This is a genomic window from Streptomyces sp. NPDC050211 (assembly GCF_040656035.1).
GTDB lineage: Bacteria > Actinomycetota > Actinomycetes > Streptomycetales > Streptomycetaceae > Streptomyces.
The window spans coordinates 80,530-90,859 of the sequence record NZ_JBFALC010000041.1 but is presented as its reverse complement, the minus strand read 5'-3'; the positions used below and the strand labels follow the sequence as shown (position 1 = coordinate 90,859).

Below are 10,330 nucleotides of genomic sequence, written 5' to 3'. Positions count from 1 at the left end.
ACTCGTCACTACCGGCCGCCGACGGATCCTCCGTCTGGCCCGGCACTGGCCCTGGACCAGCCACATCACCGCCGCCCTCGAACGGCTCGCCCGACAGCCGAACCCCGGCTGACCAGTAGATTCCCCGTCCCAACGAGCAGCATCACCAGCCCGGAGCAGTGGAACCCGGCGCCCACCCGACACGAAAGCCGGGCCCTCGGCCTGCCCATCAACCCGCAGGGAATGCAAAACGGCCCACCGACTCCGTCGGCGGACCGTCACGCAAGATCGAGGCTAACGAGCTCGTGCATGGCTGGCGGGGAGACGTCGGTCTCTTGATCGTTGATCATGGTCATGTGGTGAGGAACGCGACTCGTGCAGTGATCATGAGCAACCGGCGGGTTACGGGCCGGGACGGCCGACGTGATCGCTGAACTCGTCGCCGAGATCGGCCCGTTGTGGCACGAGCGCCACTAGGCCAGGCTCGTATCCCGGCAACGGAAGCGGGCCGTAGGTGCTGGGCGAAGCACCAACTGGTGTTCGTCGACCGGCTACTGGCCACCCCGGTCCATCTCCGTCACGTGGCCACCCACGACGTGCTGGCCTGCTGGTTCGGGGTGGACCGCTCGACCATCACCGGGCTGTCGGCGAGGTGCGACCCCTGCTCGCCGAGCGGGGGTGCACCCATCAGCCCCGACGTGCGGCTGCGAAGCCTGGCCGAGGTCGTCGACCATCTCGGTGCAACCGGGAAGACAGGCACCATCGACGGCACCGAGATCCGAGTCCGGCGGCCGGCCCAAGGACGCAAGGACCGGGACAAGTTCATCTCCGGCAAGAACAAGCAGAACGCCGTCAAATGCATGGGCGGTCACGGACGAGGACGGCCGGGCTTGTTCTGCAGCCCGACCAAGCCCGGAAGCTGCGCGGACATCACACACGCCCGCCAGTTGGGGCTGGTCAAGCTCCTGGCCGATGGGCCCGCGGTCGAGGTCCTCGCCGATGCCGGCTACCAGGGGCTGCGCGCACAGACCGGCGGACGCGTCGTGAACCACCGCACCGCAAGTTCAAGAAGAACGCCCCGGACTGGTACGAGGAGATGCACGAGCGCCAGCGCAAAGCGCACTCCTCACGCCGTATCCGGGTCGAGCACGGCATCGCACACCTCAACAACTGGCGGGTACTCGCACGCCACCTCGGCCGCCGCGAGCACATGAGCGACACCGTCCAAGCCATCGCCGGCCTGCTGTCCCACCAACAGGTCACGGACCTGAAATCGGCACGGCAGACGTGAACTCCGAGCCCCACCGCAGTCCTCGACGTCTCACCGCCAACCATGCACGAGCTCGTCAGCACTAGGGGGATGCCTACGACAACGCGCTAGTTGTCGCGGGACATGACGTTGGTGACACAGGCCGATGTCAGTGAAACCAAGATGCTTCGACGGGCATCGGTCGGGTACCGTGCGGGCCATGTCGAGTCCTGAGTCAGACAAGGTGGGGGCTTTCGGTCACGCCGTCAGCCCCCTGAACCACTGAGCTCGTAGCCCTGTCGTCGCGCCGCATTCTGCGGCCGGGCGAGTGAGCCCTTGGGGCTGGCCGCGGTGACGAGATGACCTTCTCGTGCTTCTCCTCACCTCGGAGCCACTCGATGCCTCTCCCGCTGTACCTGCTTGCCATGGCGGTTTTCGCCATGGGCACCTCGGAATTCATGCTCGCCGGCCTCTTGCCGGACATCGCCTCAGACCTCGATGTCACAGTCGGGACAGCCGGAACGCTCACCTCGGCCTTCGCGGTCGGCATGATCGTCGGTGCCCCCCTTGTGGCCGCGCTTGCCCGCAACTGGCCCAGGCGCTCCAGCCTTCTCGGTTTCATCCTCACTTTCGCGGCAGCTCATGCCGTGGGCGCCATCACCACCAGCTTCCCGGTCCTGTTCGCCACCCGGGTCGTCGCCGCGCTTGCCAACGCAGGGTTCCTTGCCGTCGCTCTGACGGCTGCCGCCACGCTGGTCTCACCCGACAAGAAGGGACGTGCGCTGGCCGTGCTGCTGTCAGGCACGACGGTGGCCACGATCGCCGGTGTCCCTGGCGGCTCGGTGCTCGGCACGTTGCTCGGCTGGCGGGCCACATTCTGGGCTGTCGCCGCTCTCTGCCTGCCTGCAGCTCTCGGCATCTTGAAGGGCATCCCAGCAGGACGTGATGAGGATGAGTCGACTGGCAGGCCAGCGTTGCGAGCGGAGCTCGCCCAGCTCACACGGCCGCGGTTGATTCTGGTGATGCTGCTCGGCGCGCTGGTGAACTCGGCAACCTTCGGAAGCCTCACCTTCCTCGCCCCCGTGGTGACCGACAGCGCCGGGCTGGACGAGTTGTGGATCTCTGTCGCACTGGTGCTCTTCGGCGCCGGATCCTTCCTGGGCGTCACCGTCGCCGGCCAACTGTCCGACCGGCGTCCCGGTCCAGTCATCGCAGTCGGCGGCCCGCTGCTGCTCATCGGCTGGCCGGCCCTGGCGATGCTGGCCAACGAGCCGGTCGCCCTGTTCACCCTCGTGTTCGTGCAGGGCGCACTGTCATTCGCGCTGGGCAGCACGCTGATTACGCGGGTCCTCTACGAGGCCGCGGGAGCCCCCACCATGGCCGGCTCGTATGCGACCGCGGCGCTCAACGTGGGCGCCGCCGTCGGCCCCGTCATCGCTGCGGCCACCCTCAGCACCGAAGCCGGGGACCTCGGGCCGCTCTGGGCAAGCGGACTCCTCGTCGCGGTCGCGCTGCTCATCGCGTTCCCCCTCCTCACCGCCATCACGGCCGACCGGAGCACCGAGGTGGTCCGGTGACACATGCGAACGCCCCTTGAACATCGAGGGACGCCGAAGGCTCGTGGAGCGCTGCCGCACCCGTCCGATCGCGCACGAGCCGCCGAGGCCGGTGTCTCCCGCGCCTGCCTGTCCAAGTGGAAGAACCGGTACGACACGCACGGCGAAGTCGGGCTGCAGGACCGCCCAAGCGTCCCGCGATCCTCACCGACCCAGACCCCACCCGATGTCGTCGAACGGATCGAGCGGTCGCGGCGGGACAACAAGTGGTCCGCCCGCCGGACCACCCTCGAACCCGCAGGCCAGGGAGTACAGATCAGCGAGCGCAACCGTAGGCCGGTGGCTGGCGCGCCTGGGCATCAACCACCGCCGGTTCCTCGACCCGACGGCTCGGCCAACAGGCGCCCGTCGAAACGGATCGTGGCCCGCTACCCGGGCCACATGGTCCACCTGGACGTCAAGAAGGTCGGACGGATCCCCGACGGCGGCGGGTGGCGGGCCACGGACGCGGCTCCGAGCAGGCCAGGGCCGCGCAGCGCGCGAAGACCGGTGGCGCCAAGGGCGGTACGTCTACCTGCACTCTGCCGTCGACGGATTCTCCCGCTTGGCCCACACCGAGCCCTTCCCGATGAGAAGGCCGCCACCACCGTGGCGTTCCTTAGCCGCGCCGCAGTCTTCGAGCGCTCCCTGATCTCGTGCGTACCAGCAGAGGTTAGGGAAGCAGGGACTCGGGGGCCGTCTGTTCCGGGAGTTCGTCGCAGTCGTGCCTGCACTCCCGGTCAAGGCCGCTGGATAAGCCTTCAGCACGCGAGACGCTCCGGCGGCGACAGCCGCAGGCGCACAGGGAAGCGACAGCCTCGGGCACTGCGGATTCTGCCCGCTCACGCCCGTCTCGGTGAGACGGTCAGGCTAGCCAACCGCCTTCGGCAGCAGTGAACTTGGCAAATTCTGCGAAGGTCCGCGGCGGGCGACCAAGGGCACGCTGCACGCCGTCGGAGACGTACTCGTCCCTGCCCTCCCTGAGTGGCTCAATGACGGGGAAGGTGGGCTACGCCAACGCCTTCGCGCTGAGTGTGGCGTTCAAGCGGCTGCGCGGCACACGGCCCAGTGATCACCGGAGCTCGCGACCAACGCCGCGGCGGGCCGGTGTCAGTGCTGTCCCCTAGATTCGCTTCATGACTGAGCCGTCCTACCTCACTGCTGTCCGGGAGTCGTACGACACCGTCGCCGCCGCCTACACCGAACGCGTCCCGGACCCGCGTGAGTTGGATCCGTTGTCTCGGGCGATGCTGGGAGCCTTCGCCGAGTTGATGCAGGGCGGCGGCGGGCGGGGACCGGTCGCGGATCTGGGGTGCGGGCCCGGGAAGGTGACGGCGTATCTGGCCGGGCTGGGCGTGCCTGCGTTCGGTGTCGATGTGTCGCCGAGGATGGTCGAAGTGGCCCGTGAGGCCTATCCGGAGCTCCGTTTTCTGGTGGGGTCGATGACCGCGCTCGAGCTCGAGGACGGTGGGCTTGAGGGGATCCTCGCCTACTACTCCACCCATCACACGCCACCGGAACTGCTGCCGACCGTGTTCGCCGAGTTCCACCGCACCCTCGCACCCGGGGGCCGGCTGTTCATGGCCGGATACGTGGGAGACGGTGAGCGGCTGCGGCCGGATACGGCATACGGCGGTCATCCGGTGTCGTTCACGTCGTATCTGCAGCCCGCGGACCAGCTTGCCGAACTGCTCGAGCAGGCCGGGCTCGTCGTCACCGCGCGGCTCGTACAGGCACCGGGCGGCGGTGCGAAGAGGACGGTCGCCAGCTTCCTGGCCCAAAAACCCGATGCCGGGAGTTGATACGGCGGTCTCGGCTGATTCACCAGCTCGGGACCTTGGTGATCGTGGCGGGCGCGTTGGTGGAAGGTCGCGGTCGTTACGGAGGCAGCGGGAAGACCGGGAGCGGCGGCGAAGTCGGCGTGGGTGCGGGCCAGTTCGAGGCGGTCGCCCGATGTACGCAGGTGCGCCGCCGCCCGGGCGAGTGTTCACGGGCGGCGGCGCCAGGGGCTATGTGGCTGTGGTCAGGCGCAGGTCAGTGCCGCGGATCCTCGGCGGCGTGCAGAGAGGGCCGCAAGCTGTGCGTCGTTGTAGGTGAGATCGAGCACGAGTCGCGGAGACCCGCTGCCACAGCGAGCGCGCCGAAGTGAAGTGCCACGGCTGCACGCCCCGGCTGACCCGGCGGGCGGGGTGAACCAACCGGTCTGGCTGTGGTGGTCAGGGACCGACGCCGATGCGGCAACCACCTCCGCAGATGTCGACCGCTGTCGGCAGTCGTTCCTCCGACGCTTCGACATCGAGCGCACCTTTTGGCCGGTGAGGCCCGGCATTCACGCGACCCGCCCGGCGCAAGAAGGGCACGAAGTCCCGCCGAACCGGCATCCTGGCTCACCAGGGGACGACGCCCTCATCGTCGAAGAAGCCTCCGCGCGGTCCGTCGTCCGGCAAGGTGGCGAGCCGGATGGCGATCGCGGCGCCTTGCTCGGGTGTGCGCGGGGCGTTGAAGCCGGTGAAGTCGGTCGCGACGTAGCCGGGGCAGCAGGCGTTCACGATGACGTTCGTGTCGGAGAGTTGGCGGGCGTACTGTGCCGTGACGCTGTTGAGCATCGACTTCGACGGTGCGTACGCGGCCATGATCGGGCCGGTCTGCAGCGTCAGCGAGCCCATGTTGCTCGACATGTTGACGATGCGCGGCGAGTGCGCGCGGCGGAGCAGCGGGAGCATCGCGTTCGTCACCCGAACCACCCCGAACACGTTGGTGTCGAGGACGGTGCGGACGACGTCGAGATCGAGCGTCGTCGGATCCTGCGCGCCACCGTCGGTTCGGCCAGCAATGCCGGCGTTGTTGACGAGCACGTCGAGCCGCCCTGCCGACTGCTCGATCGCTGCCGCCGCCGCGGCGACGCTGTCGTCGGAGGTGACGTCGAGGGCGACCCCGAACGCGTCGACGCCTTCGGCACGCAGGCGCTCGACGGCCTCCTTGCGCCTGGCATCGTCGCGAGCACCCACCGCGACCCTGAAGCCGAGCGTCCCGAGGCCCTGTGAGATGGCGAAACCGATTCCCTTGTTCGCGCCGGTAACCAGCGCGGTCTTCGTGGCGTTCACTCGATCCATGCTCGGCGAGCCCCGCACTCGTCGTCCAATACCGGATCAGTCAGCTGTGATACTCACCAGGTATCAGTCGATAGGCTGCTCGCGTGGACGATCTCGAAACCCGCGAGCTCCGGTACTTCGTAGCTGTCGCCGAGGAATTGCACTTCGGACGCGCCGCCGGTCGGCTCGGCATCGCACAACCGCCGCTCTCGCGCGCAATCCGCCAGCTGGAGCGGCGGCTCGGCGTCCAGCTCCTTGACCGGGACCGTCGCGGCGTGGCGCTCACGGATGCCGGCAGGGTGCTGCTCCGCGAGGCCAGAGAGGTCCTCGACGCGGTCACGGCCGCTGCGCGTCGGACGCGGCGCGCAGCGGATCCGAAGCGGCAGCTGGTGCTCGCGACGAAGGCCGGGGCGTCCCACGAACTGCTGCGACGACTCCTCGACACGCATGCGAGCGAACCCGGTGCGGCACCGGTCGAAGTCCTCCTGTGCGAGGTCGGCGAGCAGGCACGGCTGCTGCGCGACGGGCAAGCCGACGTGGCACTCATGCATCACCCGTACGACGACCTCGCCGGGTTCGACACCGAAGACCTCTGCGTCGAAGGCCAGGTCGCGATCCTTCCCGCGGGGCATCCGCTCGCGTCACGCGATCAGCTCACGCTCGCGGACGTCCGCGACGTGCCGGACCTGCCGATCGCCCGATGGCCCAGGCTCGACGGGTCCTACCCGGACGGGCCCGGACCGGAGGTCCGCACCCAGTCGAAGCTCGCTCAACTCGTGGCCCTCGGCAAGACGCTGCTCGTCATCCCTGCCTCGAGCCGTGCATGGCAGTGGCCCGAACACGTCGCCGTGCCCGTCATCGACGCGCCGGACGTCACCACGGTGATCGCCTGGCCACCGAGCAGCCGCTCCCAGGCGGTCGCATCACTCGTCCGCTCAGCGGCCAAGCTCCGCAACGCCCCACTGCCTGCGTGACACAGCCAAACCGTTCCTGATCAGTGAGCAGAAGTGAGTCTTGGACCCATTCCTGGTCACTGCGGGCATCCCGAACGGTTTTGGATGTCCTGGTTGCCCGCGTACTCGCCGCGTCCGGCGGCACGGATCGTGTCCGTGGTCCGGGGATGCGGGGGCGGGGTCCCTCACGCCCGGGGACACACCGGTCGGCCTGGATGATCCGATGCCCGTGCACATCGCTCTGGTGTCCACGGGGCGGTGTCGTCCGTCGCCGGATCGAGTGTCCCTGGGCGCGTCGTCCGATCGCGATGCCGGCCGCATCATGCCGGGTGGTCTTACGGGTGGGGCCGGTCATCGGCTTTTGCCAGTGCTGGGCGCCCACATGCTGGTGTAGGACGGGTCCACGGCGATGATCGCGATACCTCTGGCGTCGGCCATGGAGGCCAGCCGGGCGCGGAGCTTGCCGGTCGGCATGCACTAGGAGATCATCGCGCTCGTCATCGCTGTCGCCGAGGACGAGGAGGCACAGGTCCTGGAGCTGGCCGCGGCCTTCGGTGAGGGGTGCTGGCTTGTGTGCGCGGTCCAAGACGCCGTGGTGGAAGTGCTCGACGTCGGCTGTTTTCGGTGACATCGGCGGCCGGGCCGCGACAGGAGCCGGATCAGTGGCGGGCGAGGGCAGCGATGGTGCCTCCGGCGAGTACGGTGCGGCGGCGGCCGTCGGAGAGGTGGTGGTGGACCGGGTAGGTCTCGTCCTTGGTGGTGTTGTGCAGCCGCAGGTGGCGGTCTGCTCCGGGTGCGAGCGCGGTGTGGAGGCTCTTCAGTCGTAGCCGGTCGCCGGCGTCGATGCGGTCGTAGTCGCCGGGGTCGTCGAACTCCAGCGGCAGGACGCCGAAGTTGGTCAGGTTCTGCCAGTGGATGCGGGCGTAGGACTTGGCGACGACGACACGCAGCCCCAGGTGGCGTGGGGTGATGGCGGCGTGCTCGCGAGAGGAGCCCTGGCCGTAGTTCTCCCCGCCGACGACGAAGTGACGGCCGGGCCTGCCCTCGGTGGCCAGATCGGCGGCGCGCCGGGGGTATGCCGGGTCGATCCGGGTGAAGGTGAACTCGGCGAGCTTGGGGATGTTGGAGCGGTACGGCAGTGCCTTTGCCCCTGCCGGTGAGATCTCGTCGGTGGAGACGTTGTCCCCGCACTTGAGCAGGACCGGGCCGTCCAGAGCGTCGGGCAGCGGGTCGAAGTCGGGGAGGCCTGAGATGTTGGGGCCGCGTTCCAGCGTGATACGGGCGGCTTGCTCGGGCGGCAGCGGGGGCTCCAGCATGGCGCGGTTGACGGATGCGTGCTCGGGCAGGCGCGGCCGCGGGCAGGGCACATTCTCCTTGGCGGCCCAGTCGCGGGGGTCGGTGATCTCGCCGGTGAGGGCGGAGACGGCGGCTGTCTCCGGGGAGCACAGCCAGACCGCGTCCTGATCGGTGCCGGAGCGGCCGGGGAAGTTGCGCGGGAAGGTGCGCAGGCTGTTGCGGCCGACGGCGGGGGCTTGGCCCATGCCGATGCAGCCGAGGCATCCGGCCTGGTGGATGCGGGCCCCGGCGGCGATCAGGTCGAAGGTGGCGCCCATCCTGGTGAGGTCGGCGAGGATCTCGCGGGAGGTCGGATTGACGTCGAAGCTGACGGCCGGGTCGGTCTGACGGCCTGCGACGATCGCGGCGGCCACGGCGAAGTCCCGCAGCCCGGGGTTGGCGGAGGAGCCGATGACGGCCTGCCCGACGGGCTCGCCCGCCACCTCGCGCACCGGTACGACGTTGCCGGGCGAGGTGGGGCGGGCGATGAGCGGTTCGAGGGAGGCGAGGTCGATCTCGTCGGTCAGGTCGTAGACGGCGTCCGGCTCGGCGGCCAGCTCGCGGAAGTCGCCCTCGCGGTCCTCGGCGCGCAGGAAGTCGCGCACCGCTGCGTCGGCGGGGAACACGGTGGCCGTCGCCCCCAACTCGGCGCCCATGTTGGCGATGACGTGCCGGTCCATGGCGGTCAGATGCTCCAGACCCGGGCCGTGGTACTCCAGGATCCGGTTGACCGCCCCTTTCACACCGTGGCGCCGCAGCAGCTCAAGGACCACGTCCTTGGCGCTCACCCACTCGGGCAGCCGGCCGGTCAGGCGGATCCCCCAGATCTCCGGCATGGTCACGTGCAGCGGCCGCCCTGCCATGGCCAGCGCGACCTCCAGGCCACCGGTGCCGAGCGCGAGCATGCCGAGCGACCCTGCGGCGCAGGTGTGCGAGTCGGCCCCGGCCAGCGTCTTGCCGGGAGCGCCGAAGCGCTGCATGTGGGTGGGGTGGGAGACGCCGTTGCCGGGCTTGGAGTACCAGATCCCGAAACGGCGGCAGGCAGAGCGCAGGAAGGCATGGTCCTCGGCGTTGCGCTCGTCCGCCTGGAGCAGGTTGTGGTCGACGTACTGGACGCTGACCTCGGTACGGATCCGGTCCAGACCGAGTGCCTCCAGCTCCTGCATCACCAGCGTGCCGGTCGCGTCCTGGGTGAGCGTCTGGTCGATTCGCAGCCCTATCTCCTGGCCGGGTGCCATCCGACCCTCGACGAGATGGTCGGCGATGAGCCGGTGCGCCAGTGTGCCGTGCGAACGCGTCACGTCTTCCACCCTTCGTCCTTGGCCCCGCGCGGGCGAACCGCCGGCTCGCCCGGCAGCCTCTTCGAGCGTGGGCAGCGGGCGGAGCGGACGGGTACCCGCGACAGGGCACGGGAACACCGCCGCGAGGTCGACGAGGGCAAGGCGCCTTCCCCGGCCGGACCTGGGCAAGGAGCTCGGGAGGTCCGATGAGGCACTGGCTGCGGCTGACGCTCCTCGGTGTGGGGGCGATGAACTCACCCCGGTTCGCCCCGGCGGGCCTACTGCTGCGGTGCGCCGGGCACCGGGTGGCCTTCGACGGCGGGCCCGGTGCCGAGCCGCCATCCGGGCGGCTGGACGCGTGGCTGGTCACCGACGAGCAGTCCGAGCTGCGGTCGGTACTGCGGCGAACGGCGGACTCGCGCGGGGCCGTCATGCTCGCCGGCGATCTGCGGATCGGCGAGGCTCTGGTGCGCTGCCGTCCGGTGGTCCACACCTCGCACCCTGCGTACGGATACCGCATCGAGGTCGGCGACACGGTGGCTGTCTGGGCACCGGAGTTCTGGGAGTTTCCGGCCTGGGCCGGCGGGGCGGACCTGATGTTCGCCGAGGCGGCCGCCTGGGAGCGGCCCATACGATTCCGGGGCGGAGTGGGTGGCCACGCGTGCGTCCGCTCCATAGGTGAGCAGGCCGTGCGGCATGGAGTGCGGCGCCTGGTCTACGCCCATATCGGCCGCCCCAGCCTGCGCGCGATCGATGCCGGAGCGAAGCCGCCCGGCGGGGAATGGGGTGTGGAAGGCCGTACGTACTCCCTGCCCTTCGATCCTGCGCCGGCCTCATGAGAACGGGT

7 protein-coding genes and 3 pseudogenes are annotated in these 10,330 nt (G+C 69.6%); 7 read left to right on the top strand and 3 right to left on the bottom strand.

Annotated elements, in window-relative coordinates:
* Positions 1-437 precede the first annotated feature (437 nt).
* The 5 genes and pseudogenes from AB0I98_RS32525 to AB0I98_RS32505 form a co-directional block, all read left to right on the top strand.
* Positions 438-941: pseudogene (locus AB0I98_RS32525) on the top strand (transposase family protein); the annotation flags it as partial.
* 134 nt (positions 942-1,075) lie between these two features.
* Positions 1,076-1,270 (top strand): hypothetical protein, encoded by a 195-nt coding sequence (locus AB0I98_RS32520; RefSeq protein ID WP_362948231.1) that lies wholly within the window; start codon positions 1,076-1,078, stop codon positions 1,268-1,270.
* Positions 1,271-1,626: 356 nt separating this feature from the next.
* Positions 1,627-2,805: a Cmx/CmrA family chloramphenicol efflux MFS transporter gene (locus tag AB0I98_RS32515; RefSeq protein WP_362948221.1), complete on the top strand. Its 1,179-nt coding sequence runs from the start codon at positions 1,627-1,629 to the stop codon at positions 2,803-2,805.
* Positions 2,806-2,821: 16 nt separating this feature from the next.
* Positions 2,822-3,462, top strand: a pseudogene (locus tag AB0I98_RS32510) (leucine zipper domain-containing protein); the annotation flags it as partial.
* A 497-nt stretch (positions 3,463-3,959) separates the two neighbouring features.
* A complete protein-coding gene (locus AB0I98_RS32505; protein WP_362948219.1) occupies positions 3,960-4,625 on the top strand; it encodes a methyltransferase domain-containing protein in 666 nt (221 codons plus the stop codon).
* A 585-nt stretch (positions 4,626-5,210) separates the two neighbouring features.
* Here the strand turns inward: AB0I98_RS32505 and AB0I98_RS32500 are convergent.
* Positions 5,211-5,936 carry an SDR family oxidoreductase gene (locus AB0I98_RS32500; protein WP_362948217.1) on the bottom strand — a complete coding sequence of 242 codons (726 nt, stop codon included), beginning with the start codon at positions 5,934-5,936 and terminating at the stop codon, positions 5,211-5,213.
* Positions 5,937-6,019: 83 nt separating this feature from the next.
* On the opposite strand from AB0I98_RS32500, the gene AB0I98_RS32495 reads away from it, so the two are divergent.
* Positions 6,020-6,889 (top strand): LysR family transcriptional regulator, encoded by an 870-nt coding sequence (locus AB0I98_RS32495; protein ID WP_362948215.1) that lies wholly within the window; start codon positions 6,020-6,022, stop codon positions 6,887-6,889.
* Between the two features lie 19 nt (positions 6,890-6,908).
* Here AB0I98_RS32495 and AB0I98_RS32490 read toward each other — a convergent pair.
* Both AB0I98_RS32490 and AB0I98_RS32485 read right to left on the bottom strand, forming a co-directional pair.
* Positions 6,909-7,342: pseudogene (locus AB0I98_RS32490) on the bottom strand (IS200/IS605 family accessory protein TnpB-related protein); the annotation flags it as partial.
* A gap of 185 nt (positions 7,343-7,527) precedes the next feature.
* Entirely contained in the window at positions 7,528-9,504 is a 1,977-nt protein-coding gene (locus AB0I98_RS32485) for an aconitate hydratase (RefSeq protein WP_362948213.1), read from the bottom strand.
* 185 nt (positions 9,505-9,689) lie between these two features.
* Here AB0I98_RS32485 and AB0I98_RS32480 point away from each other — a divergent pair, with 185 nt between their 5' ends.
* The gene (locus tag AB0I98_RS32480) at positions 9,690-10,322 is read left to right on the top strand and encodes a hypothetical protein (protein ID WP_362948212.1); all 633 of its coding nucleotides are present in this window, start codon (positions 9,690-9,692) and stop codon (positions 10,320-10,322) included.
* Positions 10,323-10,330: the final 8 nt, after the last annotated feature.

Bases quoted from the DNA above. Each gene is read 5' to 3' on its own strand.
- AB0I98_RS32520 (WP_362948231.1), top strand. From the start codon at position 1,076: ATGCACGAGCGCCAGCGCAAAGCGCACTCCTCACGCCGTATCCGGGTC.
- AB0I98_RS32515 (WP_362948221.1), top strand. From the start codon at position 1,627: ATGCCTCTCCCGCTGTACCTGCTTGCCATGGCGGTTTTCGCCATGGGC.
- AB0I98_RS32505 (WP_362948219.1), top strand. From the start codon at position 3,960: ATGACTGAGCCGTCCTACCTCACTGCTGTCCGGGAGTCGTACGACACC.
- AB0I98_RS32500 (WP_362948217.1), bottom strand. From the start codon at position 5,936: ATGGATCGAGTGAACGCCACGAAGACCGCGCTGGTTACCGGCGCGAAC.
- AB0I98_RS32480 (WP_362948212.1), top strand. From the start codon at position 9,690: ATGAGGCACTGGCTGCGGCTGACGCTCCTCGGTGTGGGGGCGATGAAC.